This is a genomic window from Pseudomonas sp. GW821-FHT11D10, assembly GCF_058808435.1.
Window position 1 is genome coordinate 663,661 of the sequence record NZ_JBXARR010000002.1, and the last position, 22,464, is coordinate 686,124.

Consider the following 22,464-nt stretch of genomic DNA (forward strand, 5'->3'; position numbering starts at 1 on the left):
GCCCCTTCAAACTCAAGATTTCAATGCTTCGGCAAGTTTCGCGATTTTGCCGCGAATCGAGCCATCGATAACCAGGTCGCCGGCGCGGATAACGACACCACCTATAAGGGCAGCATCCTCCGCAACTTGCAGGCGCACTTCCCGGTTGAGTCGTGCACTGAGAACCTTGGCGAGTTTGTCTTGCTGTTCTTGGTTCAATGCAAAAGCACTGGTCACTTCAACGTCTACCGATTTCTCTTGTTCGGCCTTGTACAGGTCGAAAAGAGCGGCGATCTCCGGCAGAAGCGGGAGACGGTCGTTTTCAGCAACGACATTGATGAAGTTCTGTGCCTTGGCATCAAACTTGTCGCCGCACACGTCAATGAACGTGGCGGCCTTTTCTGCGCTCGTCAGTCGCGGGGCCTTGAGCACGCGCTGCATGGTGTCATCTTGTGACACCGCTGCAGCCAGGCCGAGCATGGCTGACCAATTGGCCAGTTGCTGGTGGGCCTGAGCGTGCTCGAAGGCCGCCTTAGCGTAAGGTCGGGCCAACGTGGTCAGTTCTGCCATGATCGCCCTCGCTTAGATTTCAGCAGCCAGTTGGTTAACCAGCTCTGCGTGCGCGTTTTGATCGATTGTGGCACCCAGGATCTTCTCGGCGCCGCCGACAGCCAGCAAGCCCACTTGGGCGCGCAGCTTGTCTTTGACACTGTTCAGTTCCTGTTCGATCTCGGCTTGAGCCTGAACCTTCACACGGTCAGCGTCGACACGGGCCTTTTCAACGGCCTCTTCGACAATCTGGTTACCGCGTTTCTTGGCTTGCTCGATGATTTCAGCTGCCTGAGCTTTCGCTTCGCGCAGTTGCTGACCCGCTTTCTCTTGGGCCAACTCCAGGTCGCGAGCTGCACGGCTGGCAGCGTCCAGACCATCAGCGATCTTCTTTTGACGTTCGTGCAGAGCTGCGATGACCGGAGGCCATACGAACTTCATGCAGAACAGTACAAAAATCAGGAACGCAACGGACTGGCCAATCAGGGTCGCATTAATGTTCACGCCAACACCTCGCAGTTACGTTGTCCATCACACCAAATCACTCGGAAAATCCGAATGATTAGCCAGCGATTTGACCAACGAACGGGTTCGCAAAGGTGAAGAACAGAGCGATACCAACACCGATCATGGTTACGGCGTCGAGCAGACCGGCAACGATGAACATTTTAACTTGCAGCATTGGAACCATTTCTGGCTGACGCGCTGCGCCTTCCAGGAACTTGCCGCCCAGCAGGCCGAAACCAATTGCGGTACCCAGTGCGCCCAGGCCGATCAACAGTGCAACAGCGATAGCGGTTAGACCAACTACAGTTTCCATCTTTCCTCCCGACTTTTACGTCGTATGGTTTAGGTTTTTTAGATTAAAGCGGTAAAACAAATCGTTTCATGGTGCCCCGTGAGGAGCCCCTTCCCGTTTGACCGGGAAGGACATCAGACTAGTCGAGACTGGTCTTAATGGTTTTCTTCGTGCGCCATCGACAGGTAGACGATGGTCAGCATCATGAAGATGAACGCCTGCAGGGTGATGATCAGGATGTGGAACACAGCCCACGCCCACTGCAGGACAACACCCAGGCCGCTCAGCCAGAGCAGGCCGCTGCCGAACATCACAGCGATCAGGATGAACACCAGCTCGCCGGCATACATGTTGCCGAACAGACGCAGAGCCAGAGAGATCGGTTTGGCGATCAGGGTCACGAATTCCAGCAGGAAGTTCACCGGGATCAGCAGGGCCTGAACGAAGATGTTCTTGCTGCCGAACGGGTGCAGGGTCAGCTCGCCGATGAAGCCGCCGAGGCCCTTGACCTTGATGCTATAGAAAATGATCAGTGCGAAAACCGAGAACGCCATGCCCAGGGTCGCGTTCGGGTCGGTAGTCGACACGGCGCGGAACGGGATGTGGTGGTCGCCGGAGATCAGGATGGCCAGCTGAGGAATCCAGTCGACCGGTACCAGGTCGACGGCGTTCATCAGGAACACCCAGACGAAGATGGTCAGTGCCAGCGGTGCGATCACCGGGCTACGGCCATGGAAGCTGTCTTTCACGCTGCCATCGACGAATTCGACCAGGACTTCAACGAAGTTCTGCAGTGCACCCGGCTGACCGGAAGTCGCCTTTTTTGCCGCCATGCGGAAAAGAAGAACGAAGATCAGACCCAGCGCGACCGACCAGCCGAGGGTATCGACGTGGAAAGCCCAGAAGCCCATTTCCTTGGCTTCTGCTGCGGTGTGGGCAAAGCCCCAGCCGCCGTTGGGTAGCTGACCGAAGGTCAGGTTCTGCAAGTGGTGCTGGATATAGCCCGAAGCGGTTGTTTCTGCCATGGTTGCCTCAAACGCCCTAAGGTCTCGAAAGTCTTGTTCTCATCAGCAGGGGAGCGAACCAGCTGACCGACTGAGTCAGCACGAAGGCGCCGAATACAGCGATCGGCGCCAGTGGCTTCACACCTGCAAACACCAGTGCAAACAGCACTGCCGTCAAAATCAGTTTGCCTGCCTCGCCGGCATAGAAAGACCGGACGATGGACTGGGCTGCTCGGGCGCCGGAAAACCGAAATGCCTTGTGAGCGAAATATACATTGGGCAGCAAGGCTATCAGGCCTCCGCAAAGTCCCGAGTATCCGGCAACGACTCCGTGCCATTGCCAGAGCGCCAAAGCGGCAACGAGCAAAATGACAAATTGAGCCATTAACACCGGAAAAACCGCCAGGCGATGGAACGGCAGGCGGTTTGGCTTGCGGGTTTCCATCACTATTGCTCTCCAATGGTCGGCTGCCGAAATTCAATAACTTGGCATAATTTGTGCCGACAAAATGCGCGCAGAGTATAGGGGCGGTTCTGCCCCTATTCAACTGTCAGGTAGTGATTTCCGACTGCGCGCTACAAGAGGAATTGTTTCAGCGGATGTGTGCGAGCACACCTTGAAGCTCGTCGAGGGAGTTGTAACCAATCACCAACTGACCCTTTCCCTTCTTCCCGTGGCGGATCTGCACCGCAGAGCCTAGGCGCTCGGCCAGACGTTGCTCGAGGCGAGCGATATCCGGGTCGGGTTTGGACGGTTCGACCGGCTCCGGTTTGCCACTCAACCACTGACGAACCAGTGCCTCGGTTTGGCGCACGGTGAGGCCGCGTGCGACAACATGTCGCGCCCCTTCCACCTGCTGATTGTCCGGCAGACCGAGCAATGCACGGGCATGACCCATTTCCAGGTCGCCGTGGGACAGCATGGTCTTGATGACTTCCGGCAATGCAATCAGGCGCAACAGATTGGCCACGGTGACCCGGGACTTACCCACAGCCTCGGCGACCTGTTGCTGGGTGAGCTGGAATTCCTGCTGCAAGCGCTGCAGGGCCACCGCTTCTTCGATAGGGTTCAGGTCTTCGCGCTGGATGTTCTCGATCAGCGCGATGGCGATCGCGGTTTCATCCGGCACGTCGCGAACCATAGCAGGAATGGTTTCCTGGCCGGCCTGCTGACTGGCGCGCCAGCGACGTTCGCCGGCGATGATTTCAAAACGACCACCACCAATCGGGCGAACCACGATCGGCTGCATCACGCCCTGGGCCTTGATCGACTGCGCCAGCTCTTCCAGCGCCTGCGGATCCATGTCCCGACGTGGCTGATACTTGCCGCGCTGCAGCAGGTCCAGTGGCAGGTGCTGCAACTCACGGCTGTCAGCCTGCGCCGCTTGTTCTTCCAGCGCGCTGACAGTCGGACCGCTCAGCAGTGCATCCAGTCCTCGTCCGAGACCTCGTTTCTTGACGGCCATGGGGATTCCTTAAGTTGGCTGGGCAGCGGCGATGCGTGAATTTTTGCGCTGACGGCGAACCATCTCGCCCGCCAGGGCCAGATAGGCCAGCGCGCCACGCGATTGCTTGTCGTAGGCCAGCGCCGGCATGCCGTAGCTTGGCGCTTCGGCCAGACGGATGTTGCGTGGGATCACCGTATCGTACAACTGATCGCCGAAGTGTTCCTTGAGCTGGGCCGAAACGTCGTTCATCAGGCTCAGACGCGGGTCATACATGGTCCGCAGCAGGCCTTCGACTTTCAGGTTCGGATTCAGCAGTTCGGCGATGCGCTTGATGTTATCCACAAGGTCGCTCAAACCTTCGAGCGCAAAGTACTCGCACTGCATGGGGATAATCACCCCGTCAGCAGCGACCAGTGCGTTCAGTGTGAGCATCGACAGCGACGGCGGGCAGTCGATCAGGATGTAATCGTAGTTTTCACGGATCGGCGCCAGCGCACTGCGCAGACGGCTTTCCTTCATCTGCATTTCCAGCAGCACCACTTCGGCCGCCGTCAGGTCGCGGTTGGCCGGCAGCAGTTGATAACCGCCGTGTTCCGAATAGTGCATGGCCTGGGCCAGATCGCATTCGCCGATCAGCAGGTCGTAGACCGAGTTTTCCAGGCCATGTTTATCCACACCGCTACCCATGGTGGCGTTGCCCTGTGGATCGAGATCGATCAACAGCACCCGGCGCTTGGTCGCGACCAGGGATGCTGCGAGGTTGATGCAGGTGGTGGTCTTGCCCACACCGCCCTTCTGGTTCGCTATCGCGAATACCTTAGCCATTCTTGCTTGTGTTCCCAATCATGCCGTGCGGCGCAGTATCAGCAGATGGCGTTGGCCTTGGCAACCGGGTACGGCCAGGGCGTGTTCGCTATCGAGTTTGAAGTCTGCCGGCAATGCTACCAGCTCATCGGCCGGATGGACGCCCTTCATTGCAAGCCAGCGCGTATCGGCGTCGCCGAGGTGGCGAGTCCAGTTGGTGAAGTTCTCCATGCTGCTGAACGCCCGGGAAATGATCCCGTTGAACGGCTGTGCAGGCTGGAATGCTTCGACGCGACTGTGGATAACTTGCAGGTTATCCAGTTTGAGTTCGAGTTTGACCTGGGTCAGGAAGCGGGTTTTCTTGCCGTTGCTGTCCAGGCAGGTCACTTGCGAGTCCGGATACAGGATCGCCAGAGGAATTCCCGGCATGCCGCCGCCGCTGCCGACATCCAGCCAGCGGCCGTTTTCGATGAACGACATCACGCTGAGGCTATCGAGCAAGTGACGGGAAACCATTTCGTCCGGATCGCGAACGGCGGTCAGGTTGTAGGCCTGGTTCCATTTGATCAACAGGGCCAGATAACCCAGCAGCAATTCGTGCTGGGTTTCAGTGAGATTGACACCGAGCTCGCGGGCTCCTGTGGATAACTCTTCGGCGTGTTGCGAAGTGACCTTAGAACTCAAGCGCTTTGCTCCAACTGACGGCCCGCGCCGCGTTTTTTCAAATGAATCATCAACAGCGAAATCGCTGCCGGGGTCACACCCGGGATCCGCGAAGCCTGGCCCAGCGTCTCGGGACGAGTCGCGCCAAGCTTGCTCTGGATCTCCTTGGAGAGACCGGAAATGTTGGTGTAATCGATATCCACAGGCAGTTTCGTGTCTTCACTGGCGCGCAGACGGGCGATTTCGTCCTGTTGACGGTCGATGTAACCGGCGTATTTGGTCTTGATCTCGACCTGTTCGGCGACCTGTGGATCTTCGGCGCCCTGCCCGGTCACTTCGACCAGACCAGCGTAGTCGATTTCCGGACGGCTCAAGAGATTGAGCAGGTTGTATTCGTGAGTCAGCGGCGTGCCGAATTTCTCGGCAATCGCATCGCCCTGCTGAGTGCCCGGACGAACCCAGGTGCTTTTCAGGCGTTGCTCTTCGAGCTCGATGCTTTCGCGTTTCTTGCAGAACGCCGCCCAACGCGCGTCATCGACCAGACCCAGTTCGCGACCTTTTTCGGTCAGACGCAGGTCGGCGTTGTCCTCACGCAGGATCAGGCGGTACTCGGCACGGGAAGTGAACATGCGGTACGGCTCTTGGGTACCTAGGGTAATCAGGTCGTCGACCAATACCCCGATGTACGCTTCATCGCGACGCGGGCACCAGGCTTCTTTGCCTTTCGCACGCAGTGCAGCGTTGGCACCGGCGAGCAAACCCTGGGCGCCGGCTTCTTCGTAACCGGTGGTGCCGTTGATCTGGCCAGCGAAGAACAGACCGCCGATGACTTTGGTTTCCAGGCTGTACTTCAGGTCGCGCGGATCGAAGTAGTCGTACTCGATCGCATAGCCCGGACGCACGATGTGAGCGTTTTCCATGCCGCGAATCGATTGCACGATCTGCAATTGCACGTCGAACGGCAGGCTTGTGGATATCCCGTTCGGATACAGCTCATGGGTGGTCAGGCCTTCCGGCTCGATGAACACCTGATGGCTTTCCTTGTCGGCAAAGCGGTGAATCTTGTCCTCGATCGACGGGCAATAACGCGGGCCGATGCCTTCGATTTCGCCTGCAGCGGAATACATGGGCGAACGGTCGAGGTTCGCGGCAATGATTTCGTGGGTACGGGCGTTGGTGTGGGTGATCCAGCAACTGACTTGCCGCGGATGTTGTTCCTTGTTGCCCATGAACGACATCACCGGGATCGGCGTATCACCTGGTTGCTCGGTCATCACCGAGAAATCCACAGACTTGCCGTCGATACGTGGTGGCGTACCGGTTTTCAGGCGACCGACACGCAGCGGCAGTTCACGCAGACGATGCGCCAGGGCGATCGATGGTGGATCACCGGCGCGACCACCGGAAAAATTCTGCAGACCTATGTGGATAAGTCCGCCCAGGAACGTACCGGTGGTCAACACCACGGAATCCGCGAAGAAACGCAGTCCCATTTGGGTGACGACACCGCGTACTTGTTCCTGCTCGACGATCAGGTCGTCAGCGGCCTGTTGAAATATCCACAGGTTCGGCTGGTTTTCCAAAATTTCGCGGACAGCGGCCTTGTACAAAATCCGGTCGGCTTGCGCACGGGTTGCACGTACGGCCGGGCCTTTGCGGCTGTTCAACACGCGAAACTGGATACCGCCCAGATCGGTGGCCATGGCCATCGCGCCGCCGAGGGCGTCGATTTCCTTGACCAGATGGCTTTTGCCAATGCCACCGATGGCCGGGTTGCAACTCATGGCACCGAGGGTTTCCACGTTATGCGTCAGCAGAAGGGTTTTTGCACCCATGCGTGCTGAGGCCAGTGCTGCCTCGGTACCGGCATGACCGCCGCCGATGACGATCACTTCAAAACGGGAAGGGAAATCCACCACGCACCTCGTGCCTGCTTAAGTAGGTAATTCAGGAATAGTTTGAGATCAGGTTTCTGGACCTGGTCGGCAAGTATAGGGACTTCGCCCTTCCTAAAGAACCCTTTGCACAAAATTTAACCAGCTGTGGAGAACTCACGGTTAAAAGAATAAAAAAGAGAGAAATTTATAAAACCTTTGTTTTAAAGCTTATTCTTACTGCCCATAATTTCTGTGGATAGATTTCTACAGGCCTTTATTTTCAATGTGTACAGGGATTCAAAACCCTGTGGCCATGTCACCATGAGGCCCTTGGATAACCGGTGTAAGCCTGTGGATGAATGAGGTGGTTATCCACAGTGGCAGTTATGTTCAGTTTTCAGGCCCTGTTATCAACTGCCCTTAGCGGCAGTTATTCACAGGGCTTAATCCACAGAAATCGGATGAATGAAGGAATCGCGGACACGGAAAATCCGCTCAGGAACAGAAATCTGTTCGGCAATGGAGGAAGGAAATACGAGGAAGGAGGACAGACAGGTCGCGAACGGACCTGTCTGTGGACAACGGAAGGATTATTTACCGATGCAGAAGCTGGAAAAGATCCGTCCCAGCAGATCATCGGAGCTGAAGGCGCCGGTGATTTCCCCGAGAGACTGCTGGGCCTGACGCAGGTCTTCGGCCAACAGCTCACCAGCACCCGCCAAGGTCAGTTGGGCACGTCCATGTTCCAGGGCATCACTGGCATGACGCAGGGCTTCGAGGTGTCGGCGGCGTGCGCTGAAGCTGCTTTCCGATGTTTGTTCATAGCCCATGCAGGCCTTGAGGTGATCACGCAGCAGATCCAGACCTTCACCGGCGGATTTGGCGCTCAGACTGATCGTCACGTGGCCATCGTCACTGACTTCCAGGGCAATGGGTTCACCGGTGAGATCAGCCTTGTTACGAATCAGGGTGACCTTCGCCGGATCTGGCCGTGTTTCAAGGAATTCCGGCCAGAGGGCGAACGGATTGGCGGCCTCTGGTGCAGTGGCATCGACGACCAGCAGCACTCGGTCAGCTTCGCCAATGGCTTTCAAAGCTCGCTCAACGCCGATCTTTTCCACATGGTCATCGGTATCGCGCAGGCCAGCGGTATCCAGAACATGCAGCGGCATGCCATCGATGTGGATATGTTCGCGCAGGATGTCCCGGGTGGTGCCGGCAATTTCGGTCACGATGGCGGCTTCACGACCGGCCAATGCGTTTAGCAGGCTGGATTTGCCGGCATTCGGACGACCGGCAATCACCACGGTCATGCCGTCACGCAGCAATGCGCCTTGCCCGGCTTCGCGCATTACGGTGGATAACTCGTTACGAACCTTGTCGAGCATGCTCAGGACGTGGCCGTCGGCGAGGAAGTCGATTTCTTCTTCCGGGAAGTCGATAGCCGCTTCGACATAGATCCTCAGGCCGATCAGCTGTTCGGTGAGGTTATGCACACGCTGGGAGAACGCCCCCTGCAGAGAGCGCAAGGCATTGCGTGCGGCCTGTGCAGAACTGGCTTCGATCAGGTCGGCAATGGCCTCTGCCTGCGCCAGGTCGAGTTTGTCATTGAGGAAGGCGCGTTCGCTAAATTCGCCGGGACGGGCCAGACGGCAGCCCAGTTCCAGACAACGCTTGAGCAACATGTCGAGGACGATCGGGCCACCGTGACCCTGCAGTTCCAGTACGTCTTCGCCGGTGAACGAGTTCGGCCCGGGGAAATACAGCGCCAGACCTTCATCCAGAACCTGTTGATCGTCACTGAAGAATGGGCCGTAGTGGGCAAACCGTGGTTTCAGTTCACGGCCGCTGATGGCTTTGGCCGCAACACTGGCCAGCGGCCCGGAAATTCGAACGATGCCCACGCCGCCACGGCCCTGGGCGGTAGCGACGGCTGCGATGGTTTCACGAGGTGCGCTCATAAACCGGTATCCAGACAAAAATGGCAGATAGCAAAACGCCCCACTAGGGGGCGTTTTGAGTGGTGTTATCCACAGAGTAAGTTACGCCTCGGCTTTTTTCGTCGCCGCTTCGATCTTACGCGTGATGTACCACTGTTGGGCAATCGACAGGCAGTTGTTCACAACCCAGTACAGCACCAGACCCGCCGGGAACCACAGGAAGAAGAAGGTGAAGATGATTGGCATCATTTTCATCACCTTGGCCTGCATCGGATCCGGAGGTGTAGGGTTCAGACGCTGCTGGATGAACATGGTCGCGCCCATGATGATCGGCAGGATGAAGAACGGATCCTTGATCGACAGGTCGGTAATCCACAGCATGAAAGGCGCCTGGCGCATTTCAACGCTTTCCAGCAGAACCCAGTACAGGGAAAGGAAAACCGGCATCTGCACCAGGATCGGCAAGCAGCCACCCAGCGGATTGATCTTCTCTTTCTTGTACAGCTCCATCATGGCTTGCGACATTTTCTGCCGGTCATCGCCATGTTGCTCTTTCAGTGCAGCCAGTTTCGGAGCCACGGCGCGCATGCGGGCCATCGACTTGTAGCTGGCGGCCGACAGAGGGAAGAAGATCCCTTTGATCAGCATGGTCAGGAAGATGATCGACCAGCCCCAGTTGCCGACGATGCTGTGGATATGTTGCAGCAGCCAGAAGATTGGCTGGGCAATGAACCACAGAATGCCGTAGTCGACAGTCAGTTCCAGACCTGGGGACAACTCTTTCAGCACAGCCTGGCTCTTCGGACCGGCGTAAAGAACAGCGCTGGTCTCGACTTTCGCACCCGGTGCAGCGGTCAACGAAGGACCGGTGTAACCGATGATGTAGTTGCCTTTGCTGTCTTTACGGGTCTGGACGATGTTGTTTTCGCCCTTCGGAGCAACCCATGCAGTCACGAAGTAGTGTTGCAGCCAGGCTACCCAGCCACCGGTGACGGTTTCCTTGAGCTGACCTTTGTCCATGTCCTTCATGGACACTTTCTTGTACGGCTCGGAACTTGTCCACAGGGCGGCGCCCAGGTAAGTCGCGGTACCGGTAGCAGTGGTCGACGAAGGATCGGCGCTTGCATCGCGTTTCAGCTGGGCAAACATCGAACCGGACCAGGGCTGAGCACTCTGGTTGTCGATCAGATAAGTGACGGTCACGTCATACAGGCCACGTTTCAGAGTGAAACGCTTGATGTAATTGACGCCGTCCTTGCTGAACTTCAGGTCGACGACCAGTTGGTCCTGACCGTCAGCCAGTTGATAAGTCTTCTTCTCCGAGGAGTAGATCGGACGACCGGCCGGGTTTGCATCCGGACCATTGGTGCCAATCAGACCGCTCTGTGCCAGATAAGTACGTTCGCCACCGTTGTCGAACAGCTGGAACGGAACGTCCGGACGATCCTGACGACGTGGATACAGCGGCAAGGTCAGCTGGGCAACATCGCCACCTTGTGGATCGATCGCGAGATCGAGCACGTCGGTTTTGATCTGGATCAGATCCTTGCTGACGGCGACCGGCGTTTCGGCAGGTGCGCTGGTATCGCTTGCGGCGCGCGGAATATCGTCACTGGCAGCAGCATTATTGCCAGTGGCGGTGTCCGGCAAACCGGATGTAGTCGTACTGGAAGCAACATTCTGAGTCGGCAGGGCAGCCTGGCCATAGTCCTGGTTCCATTTAAGGACCATGACGTAGGACACGATTGCCAGGGCGACGATCAGGATCGTGCGTTTGATATCCATGATTACTCGGCCATCGAAGAAGAACGGGAGGTAGGGATAGGTGGAACCGGGTCATAACCACCGGGATTCCACGGATGACAGCGACCTAAACGACGAAAGGTCAGCCAGCCACCGCGCAGAAGGCCATGATTTTCGATGGCTTCATACGCGTAGCAAGAACAACTGGGGTAGAAACGACAGTGACTGGCCATCAGGGGACTAATGGCGTAGCGATAAAACTGGATCGGAACGAGTGCCAGTTTACGCATCTGGACTGTCTACCCCTACAGTTTCGGTTTTGACTGCTGGTACCGGCTTGTTACGTGCCAGACGTTTCCAGAGTTTGCCGAAATGCTGAATCAATTCGGGGTTTTCTACGTCACCCAAACCTTTGCGCGCGACGATAACGATGTCCCAGCCGACCAGTGAATCCTGGTGCAGGCGAAACGATTCGCGCATAAGACGTTTGAGGCGATTGCGCTCGACGGAGAGCTTGACGCTCTTTTTCCCGATAACCAGCCCGAGACGGGGGTGATCGAGATCGTTGTTGCGCGCAAGGAGCAGGAGATTTTTCCCCGGAACCTTGCCGGTAGGGGAGTCAAAGACTACCTTGAAATGCCGGGGAGTAAGCAGACGCTTTTCCCGACTGAAGTCCTGACTCACCTCCAGTGCCGGATTATCAAACTGCCAGACGTGCGCGGCCTTTGGCGCGACGACGCGACAGTACGGCACGACCGTTCTTGGTAGCCATGCGAGCACGGAAACCGTGGGTACGAGCGCGTTTGATAGTGCTTGGTTGGAAAGTACGTTTCATGTCGTGTTACCTGGTTCGTCCACAACGGGCCGGAATGGCCCCCGTTTTAAGAGACCGGGGATTCTAGAGAAAGCAAGCCAATAGGTCAATTTCCAACCAACGTTTCCTTATAAATAGATCTTCGGAGCTGCCAGGACCTGATTACCTGTTTGCCAAAGATAAAAATAAAGAAGGGAATTATTTAAAGCTTTTCTGTAAAGCTTGTAAAAGCTAGGCACGCCCTTCTCTGTGGATAACTGGCTCAAGGCCTTGTTTCAAGCGGTGTACAGAGAATGACAACTACAGTGGAAAACCGTGTTCAGCCTGTGCTGCGCTGTCGGATAACCTGTGTGTGGAACTGGTGGTTATCCACAGGCTGGTTATCCACCGACTTTCGCCCCCAGTTGTCCAGTGTGCTCAGATAGGGTTATCCACAGAGCTTATACACACACCGTCGGTCGCCTTTTTCGCGTTTAACGCATTGATAAATCATGTCCACCGGGCAACCTGCATGTGGATAAGTGGACGACTGGCCGCTACAATGGCCGCTTGTTTTTGCCTCACCGGCTTTCAACTTAGGGGATATCCGTGTCAGTGGAACTTTGGCAGCAGTGCGTGGAGCTTTTGCGCGAAGAGCTGCCTGCCCAACAATTCAACACCTGGATCCGTCCACTACAGGTCGAAGCCGAAGGCGACGAGTTGCGCGTCTACGCACCGAACCGTTTTGTTCTGGACTGGGTCAACGAAAAGTACCTGGGACGCGTCCTTGAACTGCTGGATGAGCATGGCAACGGTCTGGCACCGTCGCTCTCCTTATTAATAGGCAGCAAACGCAGTTCGGCGCCGCGTGCCGCACCGAATGCGCCATTGGCTGCTGCACAAGTGTCCCAGGCTCAGGCCAATACCGCGCCGGCCAGTGCGCCAGCACCAGCTCCGACGCCTGCGTCGACCAAGCGCTCGACGCAGAAAACCGAAGAAATCAGTGAAGAGCCGTCCCGCGACAGCTTCGATCCGATGGCCGGTGCCGCTTCGCAACAGGCCCCGGTGCGCGCCGAACAGCGCACCGTGCAGGTCGAAGGCGCGCTCAAGCACACCAGCTACCTCAACCGCACCTTCACCTTCGAGAATTTCGTCGAAGGTAAATCCAACCAGCTCGCCCGTGCGGCGGCCTGGCAGGTGGCAGACAACCCGAAGCACGGCTACAACCCGCTCTTCCTTTATGGTGGCGTGGGTCTGGGTAAGACGCACTTGATGCACGCGGTGGGTAACCATCTATTAAAGAAGAACCCGAATGCCAAGGTCGTGTACCTGCATTCCGAGCGTTTCGTGGCCGACATGGTCAAGGCGCTGCAACTGAACGCGATCAACGAGTTCAAGCGTTTCTACCGCTCGGTGGACGCCTTGCTGATCGACGACATTCAGTTCTTCGCCCGCAAGGAACGTTCCCAGGAAGAGTTTTTCCACACCTTCAACGCCCTGCTTGAAGGTGGCCAGCAGGTCATTCTCACGAGTGACCGCTATCCGAAAGAAATCGAAGGCCTTGAAGAGCGCCTCAAATCCCGCTTCGGCTGGGGCCTGACGGTTGCCGTCGAGCCGCCGGAACTGGAAACCCGCGTAGCGATCTTGATGAAAAAGGCCGACCAGGCCAAAGTCGAGTTGCCACACGATGCGGCGTTCTTCATTGCCCAGCGTATTCGCTCCAACGTCCGTGAGCTGGAAGGCGCGCTGAAACGCGTGATCGCCCACTCGCACTTCATGGGCCGCGACATCACGATCGAGTTGATTCGCGAATCCCTGAAAGACCTGTTGGCGCTGCAGGACAAACTGGTCTCTGTGGATAACATTCAGCGCACCGTCGCCGAGTACTACAAGATCAAGATCTCCGACTTGCTGTCCAAGCGCCGTTCGCGTTCGGTCGCTCGTCCGCGTCAGGTGGCCATGGCATTGTCCAAGGAACTGACCAACCACAGCCTGCCGGAAATCGGCGATGTGTTTGGCGGCCGCGACCACACGACCGTGTTGCACGCCTGCCGCAAGATCAACGAACTTAAGGAATCCGACGCGGACATCCGCGAGGACTACAAGAACCTGCTGCGTACACTGACCACTTGATGAACACCAGCGCAGCTTATTAAGGCAAGGGACTAGACCATGCATTTCACCATTCAACGCGAAGCCCTGTTGAAACCCCTGCAACTGGTCGCAGGCGTCGTCGAGCGCCGACAGACCTTGCCGGTACTGTCCAACGTGCTGCTGGTTGTCGATGGCCAGCAACTGTCGCTGACCGGTACCGACCTGGAAGTCGAGCTGGTCGGTCGCGTGCAACTCGAGGAGCCGGCTGAAACAGGTTCCATTACCGTGCCTGCGCGCAAGCTGATGGACATCTGCAAGAGCTTGCCGAACGATGCGCTGATCGACATCAAGGTCGACGAGCAGAAGTTGGTGGTGAAAGCCGGCCGTAGCCGTTTCACCCTGTCGACCCTGCCGGCCAATGATTTCCCGACTGTGGAAGAAGGCCCGGGTTCGCTGACCACCAGCCTTGAGCAAAGCAAGCTGCGTCGCCTGATCGAACGCACCAGTTTCGCCATGGCCCAACAGGACGTCCGTTACTACCTCAACGGTATGTTGCTGGAAGTGTCGACTGGTGTGATCCGTGCCGTGGCTACCGACGGTCACCGTCTGGCCATGTGCTCGATGCAGGCCGACATCGGTCAGCAGGAACGCCATCAGGTGATCGTGCCGCGTAAAGGCATTCTCGAACTGGCGCGTCTGCTCACCGAGCCGGACGGTAACGTCAGCATCGTCCTGGGTCAGCACCACATCCGTGCGACCACTGGCGAATTCACCTTCACCTCGAAACTGGTCGACGGCAAGTTCCCGGACTACGAGCGCGTTCTGCCAAAAGGTGGCGACAAGCTGGTACTGGGCGATCGTCAGGCGTTGCGCGAAGCGTTCAGTCGTACCGCGATTCTGTCCAACGAGAAATACCGCGGTATCCGTCTGCAACTGGCCAGCGGTCAGTTGAAGATCCAGGCCAACAACCCGGAGCAGGAAGAAGCGGAAGAAGAAGTAGGCGTGGAATACAACGGCGGCTCCCTGGAAATCGGCTTCAACGTGAGCTATCTGCTCGACGTGCTGGGCGTGATGACCACCGAGCAGGTTCGTCTGATCCTGTCCGACTCCAACAGCAGTGCGCTGGTGCAAGAGTCCGACAATGACGATTCGGCTTACGTTGTCATGCCGATGCGTCTGTAATCAGCTGACTCTGGATGTCGCTAAGTCGCGTCTCGGTCACCGCGGTGCGCAATCTGCACCCGGTGACCTTCTCCCCCTCCCCCCGAATCAACATTCTTTACGGCGCCAACGGCAGCGGCAAAACCAGTGTTCTGGAAGCCATTCACCTGCTGGGGCTTGCCCGTTCGTTTCGTAGTACGCGGCTGTTGCCGGTCATCCAATATGAGCAGCTTGCCTGCACCGTATTCGGTCAGGTCGAACTCGCCGAGGGTGGCCACAGCGCACTGGGGATATCCCGCGACCGTCAGGGCGAGTTCCAGATCCGCATCGACGGTCAGAATGCCCGCAGCGCTGCACAACTGGCGGAAATCCTGCCGCTGCAGTTGATCAACCCCGACAGCTTTCGCCTGCTGGAAGGCGCGCCGAAGATTCGCCGGCAGTTCCTCGATTGGGGCGTGTTCCACGTCGAGCCGCGGTTCATGGCGACCTGGCAGCGTTTGCAGAAGGCCTTGCGCCAGAGAAACTCCTGGCTGCGGCATGGTACACTTGACGCCGTTTCGCAAGCGGTTTGGGACAGGGAACTGTGCCAGGCCAGCGCTGAAATCGATGAATACCGCCGCGCTTACATCAAAGCCTTGAAACCAGTCTTTGAACAAACCTTGAGCGAACTGGTTGAGCTCGAAGGTTTGACGCTCAGCTATTACCGAGGCTGGGACAAGGACCGGGAATTGAGCGCTGTACTCGCTGGATCCGTGCAACGGGACCAGCAAATGGGTCATACCCAGGCCGGGCCACAACGGGCTGACTTGCGTCTTAGATTGGGCGCACACAACGCCGCGGACATCTTGTCCCGGGGTCAGCAGAAGTTGGTGGTCTGTGCGTTGCGGATTGCCCAGGGGCATCTGGTGAGCCAGGCCCGACGCGGCCAGTGTATTTATCTGGTGGATGACTTGCCGTCCGAACTGGACGAGAGCCACCGTCGCGCGCTGTGCCGCTTGCTGGAAGACTTACGCTGCCAGGTCTTTATCACCTGTGTAGATCACGAATTATTGAGGGAAGGCTGGCAGACGGAAACGCCAGTCGCTCTGTTCCACGTGGAACAGGGCCGTATCACCCAGACCCACGACCATCGGGAGTGAAGGCATTGAGCGAAGAAAATACGTACGACTCATCGAGCATTAAAGTGCTGAAAGGCCTGGATGCCGTGCGCAAACGTCCCGGTATGTACATTGGTGACACCGACGATGGCAGCGGTCTGCACCACATGGTGTTCGAGGTGGTCGACAACTCGATCGACGAAGCCCTCGCCGGCCACTGCGACGACATCAGCATCATCATCCACCCGGATGAGTCCATCACCGTTAAAGACAACGGCCGTGGCATCCCGGTAGACGTGCACAAAGAGGAAGGCGTTTCCGCCGCCGAGGTCATCATGACCGTCCTCCACGCCGGCGGTAAGTTCGACGACAACTCCTACAAGGTATCCGGCGGTCTGCACGGTGTAGGTGTTTCGGTTGTGAACGCGCTGTCCGAAGAGCTGGTCCTGACCGTTCGCCGCAGCGGCAAGATCTGGGAACAGACCTACGTCCACGGCGTGCCTCAGGCACCGATGGCGATCGTTGGCGACAGCGAAACCACCGGTACCCAGATTCACTTCAAGGCTTCCAGCGAAACCTTCAAGAATATTCACTTCAGCTGGGACATCCTGGCCAAGCGTATTCGCGAACTGTCCTTCCTCAACTCCGGTGTCGGCATCGTCCTCAAGGACGAGCGCAGCGGCAAGGAAGAGCTGTTCAAGTACGAAGGCGGCCTGCGTGCGTTCGTTGAATACCTGAACACCAACAAGACTGCGGTCAACCAGGTGTTCCACTTCAACATCCAGCGTGAAGACGGCATCGGCGTGGAAATCGCCCTGCAGTGGAACGACAGCTTCAACGAGAACCTGTTGTGCTTCACCAACAACATTCCGCAGCGCGACGGCGGCACCCACCTGGTGGGCTTCCGTTCTGCACTGACGCGTAACCTGAACAACTACATCGAGCAGGAAGGTCTGGCGAAGAAGCACAAAGTCGCCACCACCGGTGACGATGCCCGTGAAGGCCTGACCGCGATCATCTCGGTGAAAGTGCCGGATCCGAAGTTCAGCTCCCAGACCAAAGACAAGCTGGTGTCTTCCGAAGTGAAGACCGCGGTCGAACAGGAAATGGGCAAGTACTTCTCCGACTTCCTGCTGGAAAACCCGAACGAAGCCAAACTGGTCGTCGGCAAGATGATCGACGCCGCCCGTGCCCGTGAAGCGGCGCGCAAGGCCCGTGAGATGACCCGTCGCAAAGGCGCGCTGGACATCGCCGGTCTGCCGGGCAAGCTCGCTGACTGCCAGGAAAAAGACCCGGCGCTGTCCGAACTGTACCTCGTGGAAGGTGACTCCGCGGGCGGCTCTGCCAAGCAGGGACGTAACCGCAAGACCCAGGCCATCCTGCCGCTGAAGGGCAAGATCCTCAACGTCGAGAAAGCCCGTTTCGACAAGATGATCTCGTCCCAGGAAGTGGGCACCCTGATCACCGCACTGGGCTGCGGTATCGGTCGCGAAGAGTACAACATCGACAAGCTGCGTTATCACAACATCATCATCATGACCGATGCTGACGTCGACGGTTCGCACATCCGTACCCTGCTGCTGACCTTCTTCTTCCGTCAGTTGCCTGAACTGATCGAGCGCGGCTACATCTACATCGCTCAGCCGCCGCTGTACAAGGTGAAGAAAGGCAAGCAAGAGCAATACATCAAAGACGACGACGCCATGGAAGAGTACATGACGCAGTCGGCCCTGGAAGATGCGAGCCTGCACCTGAACGAAGACGCCCCGGGTATTTCCGGTGAAGCGCTGGAACGTCTGGTGAATGACTTCCGCATGGTGATGAAGACCCTCAAGCGTCTGTCCCGCCTGTACCCGCAGGAGCTGACCGAGCACTTCATCTACCTGCCGGCCGTCAGCCTGGAAATGCTCGGCGACCACGCCAAGATGCAAGACTGGCTGGCCCAGTACGAAGTCCGTCTGCGCACCGTCGAGAAGTCGGGCCTGGTCTACAAGGCCAGCCTGCGTGAAGACCGTGAACGTGGCGTTTGGCTGCCAGAGGTTGAACTGATCTCCCACGGCCTGTCGAACTACGTCACCTTCAACCGCGACTTCTTCGGCAGCAACGACTACAAGACTGTCGTCACCCTCGGCGCTCAACTGAGCACTCTGCTCGACGAAGGCGCGTACATCCAGCGTGGCGAGCGCAAGAAAGCGGTCACCGAGTTCAAGGAAGCCCTGGACTGGCTGATGGCCGAAAGCACCAAGCGCCACACCATCCAGCGATACAAAGGTCTGGGCGAAATGAACCCGGATCAGCTGTGGGAAACCACCATGGACCCAAGCGTGCGCCGCATGCTGAAAGTCACCATCGAAGACGCCATCGGCGCAGACCAGATCTTCAACACCCTGATGGGTGATGCGGTCGAACCTCGCCGTGACTTCATCGAGAGCAATGCTCTGGCGGTGTCCAACCTGGATTTCTGATCCCGGTCGGCACCAACGAAAAGGCCAACGCACAAGCGTTGGCCTTTTTTATTGCCTGCGATTCACTCCCCTGCCGCCACACTCTCCAACCGATATCCATACCCATAAATCGTCAGCAACTGCCAACCCCGATCCGCCGTCAGTCCGAGCTTGTTGCGCAGGCGATAGATATGGGTGTCCAGAGGTCGCGATGTCGACATCTCTTCATGGGGCCAGAACCTTTCATATAGGTAATCCCGTGACAGCGGTCGGCCGAGGTTGCTGAACAGACAATGGGCAAGACGATACTCACGTTCAGTCATGACGATCGGTTTCCCGTCGCGGGTGACGGTGAGTTCGGCATCGTCGAACACAAGATCGTTGAAACGCAAAACCTCGGCCGGGGCGTTACGTTGCAGGCTGTGCCGACGCAATACCGCTGCAACCCGGGCCTTCAGTTCATTGGGCCGAAACGGTTTACTGACGTAATCGTCGGCTCCAGCATTCAGGGCCTGGACGATGTCGCTCTCACCATCGCGGCTGGTGAGCATGATGGCGGCCGGCGGAGCTTCCATGTGTTCGCGGGTCCAGCGCAGCAGTGCCAGGCCGGTGAGGTCGGGCAGTTGCCAGTCGAGGATCAGCAGGTCGAAGGTCTCCCGGCGCAACTGTCGCAGCAGGTCTTCACCGCTTTCGAAGCTGTGCAGTGACCAGGGCTGTCCTCCGGCTTCGGCCATTTGTTGCAGGGTCTGCTCGACCCGGCGCAGTTCGGCGGGTTCATCGTCCAGTATCGCAACGCGCATACGCGGTGGTTCCTTGTCGCTCGGGCAATGGGTGCCGACCGGATCGGCTCACTCCATGCAGTGAAAGTAAGCGGCACGCCGTGGGGTGAGCCGCTATGATTCTTCGGGTCTACGTCCTCAGACCGGCCGCCTATGAAACCATTCAACCCGCCCTGCCCTGTTTCCCATGAATAACCAGCGCCGACACGAAAGTCGTGTACCCAGCCAGGTTCAGCGATTGTTCCGGCAACTGGTGCGCGAGTGGGTGTGGATAAGTCTAGTGCTGTTGCCGCTGACTGCACTGCTTTCCTGGCGTGCGCAGATCAATTTGCATGACCCGGCGGCGTTGATGGGCGCGGGACTCTCGGTAGCCCTGGTCGCGTGCGTACTTGGGTTGCTGCTATGGCGCCCGCGTCTGGCGCTCTGGCTGACATTGGGCGGGATGGCCTGCGTGCTGCTGACCAGTGCGGGGCTGGCGGAGATGAGGCGTTGGTGGTCGCCGACGCCGGCGGTGCTAAGCATGTTGTTCGGTTATTTGATCTGGAACTGGCGACGCCTGAGTGTGGTGCTGACCTACTTCGGCTGGGAGCTGGCGCGGCTGGACAGTGAACCGAAAGTCTTTCCCGAACGGCGCCGGGCGCAGTTTCCCAGCGCCGACCGCTTGCAGGGGCAGATCATGGCGCTTGAGCAAGCCATGAGCCGCACCCGCGATACCCGCCGATTCATTGCCGACGGGCTGGAATATCTGCCGGTCGCGACCCTGATCAGCGATCCACGGGGGCAAGTCTTGTTGGGCAATCGCAAGGCCAGGAGCCTGTTCGATCACAATCTGGTGGGCGAGGATGTGCTCAATCAACTGGCGAGCCTGGGCTATCCGGAGTTGTCCACAGAGCCGCGCCCGCCGCTATCCGAGCTGCCTCTGCTGGAGTTCCGTGATCACAAGGAACGTAGCCTGCGCCTGGAGCGCGCCGCGTTGTTGCCGGTTGATGGCGACCTGCCGATCGGCTGGCTCCTGAGTCTCACCGACCTGAGCGCCGAACGCGCCGCCGAGGAACAGCGCGGTGTGCTGTTGCGCTTTCTGTCCCATGACCTGCGTGCGCCTCATTCGGCGATTCTTGCCCTGCTCGAGGTACACCGGCATCAGACGGGAACGGATTCGCCGCTGTTCGAACAGATTGAGCGCCAGGTTCGGCGGGCGCTGGAACTCACCGACGGCTTCGTTCTGCTGGCCCGGGCCGAATCCGAGGCGTATCAGTTTCAACCGAGCCTGTTCGGGATGCTGGTCATGGACGTGCTGGATCAGGCACTGCCCATCGCCCAGCAAAAACGCATCGAGCTCTTGAGCGACATGGACGAACAATCACACGAGCGCCTGATCCTGGCCGATCAGGGCTTGCTGACCCGCGCACTGTTCAACCTGCTGGAAAATGCAATCAAGTACAGTCCCGCCGGATCCACGGTCGACATGCGTGTCAGCTGCAACGATGGCTGGTTGCGTTGTGAACTGACCGATCAAGGCAAAGGCATCGCTGCGGAGGAACTGCCCGACCTGTTCAGCCAGTACCGGCGCTTTTCTTCTGCACAGGGCATCGACGGCGTGGGCTTGGGATTGTCGATGGTCAAAGCCGTGGTGGATCACCATGGCGGTCGGATCGAGTGCCTGAGCGTGGTCGATCAAGGCACGACGTTCCGTCTGGAGCTGCCGCTGATCGCCGAAGAGCAGGCATAAAAAACCGGCTATATCAGCCGGTTTCCTTACTTCCGAAAAAAACTTATGCACCTTTTACGGTGTTTTATCAGCTTCGGAAATATATAAGTAAATCAGTCACTTAATTTGATAATTCGGGACTTTGCGAACAAACCGTACACAGGTTATCCACAAATCTCATACAGCGATCTGATCGTTCGCAGCCGGTGCCTCAGGGGCCGGAGGCAGCGAGCCCATTTCCCGTTGGGTCTTTTCATTCCACGCCTGCACCCGATCATTCAGATCGGCGATGGCGCGGGGGCCACTGCCCTCGGCATACATCGGCTCCCCGATGACCACGGTGATCACGCCGGACTTTTTGCCCCAACCGATTTTCGGCCAGAACTTGCCGGCATTGTGCGCAATCGGCAGTACTGGAAGCGCGGCATTCACCGCCAATGCGCTGCCGCTGCGGGAGAACTTGCCGATGGTGCCATGAGGAACGCGCGTGCCTTCAGGGAAGATCAGCACCCAGACATTGTCCTTGAGCAGCTCGTCACCCTTCGCCGCGACCTGCTTGAGGGCGGCTTTCGGGTTGTCGCGGTCAATCGCGATCGGCCGCAGCATGGCCATCGCCCAGCCGAAGAACGGCACGTACAGCAATTCGCGCTTGAGCACCTGGCTCAAGGGCGAGAAATAAGCGGAGAGAAAGAATGTCTCCCAGGTGCTCTGGTGGTTCGATTGAATCACGCAGGGCCGGTCAGGCACGTTTTCCGCGCCTTTGATTTCGTAACGGATACCGAGGAACACCTTGGTCAACCACAAGGCGCAGCGGCACCAGTACACGTTGATGAAACGATAGCGCGCCTTGAACGGCAGAAAGGGCGCGATAAAAAAGCTCAGGCTGCACCACAGCAGAGCGGTGGTGCCCAGCAGCAGGTAAAAGAGGAAGATTCTGATGGCCTGCAGTATCGACATGGCGACGTTTACCGTTACGGGCAATGCCCGACTGTTCAAGCGCACTCCCGATCAATCCCTGGTCAGGAACTTCAGAAGCACTCTAGTTGTGGATAAGTTCTGCGGCAATCGCCGCGAGATCGTCAAAAATCAGGGTGCCCACCGGCAAGGTCTTGGCCTGAGTCTTTTCGCCTTTCCCGGTCTTTACCAAAACGGGCTGTGAATCGACGGCTTTGGCGGCCTCCAGGTCACCAAGGCTGTCGCCGACGAACCAGACATTCGTCAGCGAGACGTTGTAATGCTGCGCGATGGTTTTCAACATCCCCGGTTTCGGCTTGCGGCAGTCGCAACCTTCGTCCGGCCCATGCGGGCAATACACGATCAGCCCGACTTCACCGCCCTGCTCCGCCACCAGTTCGCGCAGGCGCGCGTGCATGGCATCGAGGGTGGCGAGGTCGTAGTAGCCGCGAGCAATGCCCGACTGGTTGGTGGCGACCGCCACCGTCCAGCCGGCCTTGCTCAACTGCGCAATCGCTTCGATCGAGCCGGGCAGCGGAATCCACTCTTCCACCGACTTGATGTAGGCGTCGGAGTCGTAATTGATCACTCCGTCCCGATCGAGAATCAGCAGTTTCAACAGCAATCC

General features: G+C 57.9%; 22 protein-coding genes. 5 read left to right on the top strand and 17 right to left on the bottom strand.

Features of this window, described 5'->3' with window-relative positions; translation table 11 throughout:
• Positions 1 to 12: 12 nt before the first annotated feature.
• From AC1RT4_RS09450 to rpmH, 14 genes are all read right to left on the bottom strand, one after another.
• Positions 13 to 549 (bottom strand): F0F1 ATP synthase subunit delta, encoded by a 537-nt coding sequence (locus AC1RT4_RS09450; protein WP_007911956.1) that lies wholly within the window; start codon positions 547 to 549, stop codon positions 13 to 15.
• Positions 550 to 561: 12 nt separating this feature from the next.
• Positions 562 to 1,032, bottom strand: coding sequence for a F0F1 ATP synthase subunit B (locus AC1RT4_RS09455; RefSeq protein ID WP_007954149.1), 471 nt, complete (start codon positions 1,030 to 1,032; stop codon positions 562 to 564).
• Positions 1,033 to 1,090: 58 nt separating this feature from the next.
• On the bottom strand, positions 1,091 to 1,348 hold the full coding sequence (gene atpE / locus AC1RT4_RS09460; RefSeq protein WP_003097235.1) for a F0F1 ATP synthase subunit C: 258 nt from the start codon (positions 1,346 to 1,348) through the stop codon (positions 1,091 to 1,093).
• A 134-nt stretch (positions 1,349 to 1,482) separates the two neighbouring features.
• Positions 1,483 to 2,352: a F0F1 ATP synthase subunit A gene (gene atpB / locus AC1RT4_RS09465; protein WP_007954148.1), complete on the bottom strand. Its 870-nt coding sequence runs from the start codon at positions 2,350 to 2,352 to the stop codon at positions 1,483 to 1,485.
• Between the two features lie 16 nt (positions 2,353 to 2,368).
• Entirely contained in the window at positions 2,369 to 2,776 is a 408-nt protein-coding gene (locus AC1RT4_RS09470) for a F0F1 ATP synthase subunit I (RefSeq protein WP_493085188.1), read from the bottom strand.
• Between the two features lie 148 nt (positions 2,777 to 2,924).
• Entirely contained in the window at positions 2,925 to 3,797 is an 873-nt protein-coding gene (locus tag AC1RT4_RS09475) for a ParB/RepB/Spo0J family partition protein (protein ID WP_007954145.1), read from the bottom strand.
• A 9-nt stretch (positions 3,798 to 3,806) separates the two neighbouring features.
• The gene (locus tag AC1RT4_RS09480; RefSeq protein ID WP_007954142.1) at positions 3,807 to 4,604 is read right to left on the bottom strand and encodes a ParA family protein; all 798 of its coding nucleotides are present in this window, start codon (positions 4,602 to 4,604) and stop codon (positions 3,807 to 3,809) included.
• 18 nt (positions 4,605 to 4,622) lie between these two features.
• The gene (gene rsmG / locus AC1RT4_RS09485) at positions 4,623 to 5,267 is read right to left on the bottom strand and encodes a 16S rRNA (guanine(527)-N(7))-methyltransferase RsmG (RefSeq protein ID WP_007911906.1); all 645 of its coding nucleotides are present in this window, start codon (positions 5,265 to 5,267) and stop codon (positions 4,623 to 4,625) included.
• Entirely contained in the window at positions 5,264 to 7,162 is a 1,899-nt protein-coding gene (gene mnmG, locus AC1RT4_RS09490) for a tRNA uridine-5-carboxymethylaminomethyl(34) synthesis enzyme MnmG (protein ID WP_103484003.1), read from the bottom strand. Before mnmG ends, rsmG begins: the two co-directional genes overlap by 4 nt.
• Positions 7,163 to 7,713: 551 nt before the next feature.
• Entirely contained in the window at positions 7,714 to 9,084 is a 1,371-nt protein-coding gene (gene mnmE / locus AC1RT4_RS09495; RefSeq protein ID WP_493085191.1) for a tRNA uridine-5-carboxymethylaminomethyl(34) synthesis GTPase MnmE, read from the bottom strand.
• Between the two features lie 81 nt (positions 9,085 to 9,165).
• Complete coding sequence (gene yidC, locus AC1RT4_RS09500; RefSeq protein ID WP_007954136.1) at positions 9,166 to 10,848, bottom strand: membrane protein insertase YidC; 1,683 nt, start codon at positions 10,846 to 10,848, stop codon at positions 9,166 to 9,168.
• Positions 10,849 to 10,850: 2 nt separating this feature from the next.
• Positions 10,851 to 11,096, bottom strand: a complete 246-nt coding sequence (gene yidD, locus AC1RT4_RS09505; RefSeq protein WP_010465488.1) for a membrane protein insertion efficiency factor YidD — start codon at positions 11,094 to 11,096, stop codon at positions 10,851 to 10,853.
• Positions 11,089 to 11,490, bottom strand: a complete 402-nt coding sequence (rnpA, locus tag AC1RT4_RS09510; protein WP_493085193.1) for a ribonuclease P protein component — start codon at positions 11,488 to 11,490, stop codon at positions 11,089 to 11,091. Before rnpA ends, yidD begins: the two co-directional genes overlap by 8 nt.
• Before the next feature lie 16 nt (positions 11,491 to 11,506).
• A complete protein-coding gene (rpmH, locus tag AC1RT4_RS09515) occupies positions 11,507 to 11,641 on the bottom strand; it encodes a 50S ribosomal protein L34 (RefSeq protein ID WP_003213577.1) in 135 nt (44 codons plus the stop codon).
• A 567-nt stretch (positions 11,642 to 12,208) separates the two neighbouring features.
• On the opposite strand from rpmH, the gene dnaA reads away from it, so the two are divergent.
• Genes dnaA through gyrB form a run of 4 tightly spaced genes read left to right on the top strand, consistent with a single transcriptional unit; the run spans position 12,209 to position 18,416 of the window.
• Positions 12,209 to 13,732, top strand: coding sequence for a chromosomal replication initiator protein DnaA (gene dnaA, locus AC1RT4_RS09520; RefSeq protein WP_493085195.1), 1,524 nt, complete (start codon positions 12,209 to 12,211; stop codon positions 13,730 to 13,732).
• A 39-nt stretch (positions 13,733 to 13,771) separates the two neighbouring features.
• Positions 13,772 to 14,875 (top strand): DNA polymerase III subunit beta, encoded by a 1,104-nt coding sequence (gene dnaN, locus AC1RT4_RS09525; protein ID WP_007954131.1) that lies wholly within the window; start codon positions 13,772 to 13,774, stop codon positions 14,873 to 14,875.
• 14 nt (positions 14,876 to 14,889) lie between these two features.
• Complete coding sequence (gene recF / locus AC1RT4_RS09530) at positions 14,890 to 15,993, top strand: DNA replication/repair protein RecF (protein ID WP_003220208.1); 1,104 nt, start codon at positions 14,890 to 14,892, stop codon at positions 15,991 to 15,993.
• 5 nt (positions 15,994 to 15,998) lie between these two features.
• Positions 15,999 to 18,416, top strand: a complete 2,418-nt coding sequence (gene gyrB, locus AC1RT4_RS09535; RefSeq protein ID WP_011331734.1) for a DNA topoisomerase (ATP-hydrolyzing) subunit B — start codon at positions 15,999 to 16,001, stop codon at positions 18,414 to 18,416.
• Positions 18,417 to 18,478: 62 nt separating this feature from the next.
• Here the strand turns inward: gyrB and AC1RT4_RS09540 are convergent, their stop codons facing one another.
• Positions 18,479 to 19,195, bottom strand: a complete 717-nt coding sequence (locus AC1RT4_RS09540; protein WP_493085198.1) for a response regulator transcription factor — start codon at positions 19,193 to 19,195, stop codon at positions 18,479 to 18,481.
• A 166-nt stretch (positions 19,196 to 19,361) separates the two neighbouring features.
• On the opposite strand from AC1RT4_RS09540, the gene AC1RT4_RS09545 reads away from it, so the two are divergent.
• The gene (locus AC1RT4_RS09545; RefSeq protein WP_493085200.1) at positions 19,362 to 20,903 is read left to right on the top strand and encodes a sensor histidine kinase; all 1,542 of its coding nucleotides are present in this window, start codon (positions 19,362 to 19,364) and stop codon (positions 20,901 to 20,903) included.
• 156 nt (positions 20,904 to 21,059) lie between these two features.
• Here AC1RT4_RS09545 and AC1RT4_RS09550 read toward each other — a convergent pair whose 3' ends face one another.
• Positions 21,060 to 21,839 carry a lysophospholipid acyltransferase family protein gene (locus AC1RT4_RS09550; protein WP_115079795.1) on the bottom strand — a complete coding sequence of 260 codons (780 nt, stop codon included), beginning with the start codon at positions 21,837 to 21,839 and terminating at the stop codon, positions 21,060 to 21,062.
• Between the two features lie 82 nt (positions 21,840 to 21,921).
• Complete coding sequence (gmhB, locus tag AC1RT4_RS09555) at positions 21,922 to 22,461, bottom strand: D-glycero-beta-D-manno-heptose 1,7-bisphosphate 7-phosphatase (RefSeq protein ID WP_162831792.1); 540 nt, start codon at positions 22,459 to 22,461, stop codon at positions 21,922 to 21,924.
• Positions 22,462 to 22,464 lie beyond the last annotated feature (3 nt).